This window comes from Leifsonia sp. SIMBA_070 (assembly GCF_046534635.1).
Lineage (GTDB): Bacteria > Actinomycetota > Actinomycetes > Actinomycetales > Microbacteriaceae > Leifsonia.
Genome location: NZ_JAWRYK010000619.1, coordinates 1 through 252, shown reverse-complemented (window position 1 = coordinate 252; position 252 = coordinate 1). Strand labels below are relative to the sequence as shown.

1 protein-coding gene is annotated in these 252 nt (G+C 69.4%); it reads left to right on the top strand.

Features of this window, described 5'->3' with window-relative positions:
• Positions 1 to 252 (top strand): SDR family oxidoreductase (locus SB754_RS21705; protein WP_410784383.1); only part of this gene is annotated, 252 nt, incomplete at both ends.

Below are 252 nucleotides of genomic sequence, written 5' to 3'. Positions count from 1 at the left end.
ACATCGCCTATGGCACTGCGAAAGCCGCGATCGTCGCCGCCACGCGCACCATGGCGGTAGAGCTCGCGCAGGACGGAATCCGGGTCAACGCGATCGCACCGGGGGTCACGGAAACCCCGTCGTCCGGCACCTACGTGGACCAAGACGTCGATCGCGACCGGCGGGCGATCACGATGGGACGCCGCGCCCGGCCTGACGAGCAGGCCGGCGCAGCGTTGTTCCTGCTCTCGGACCTCGCCTCCTACGTCACCG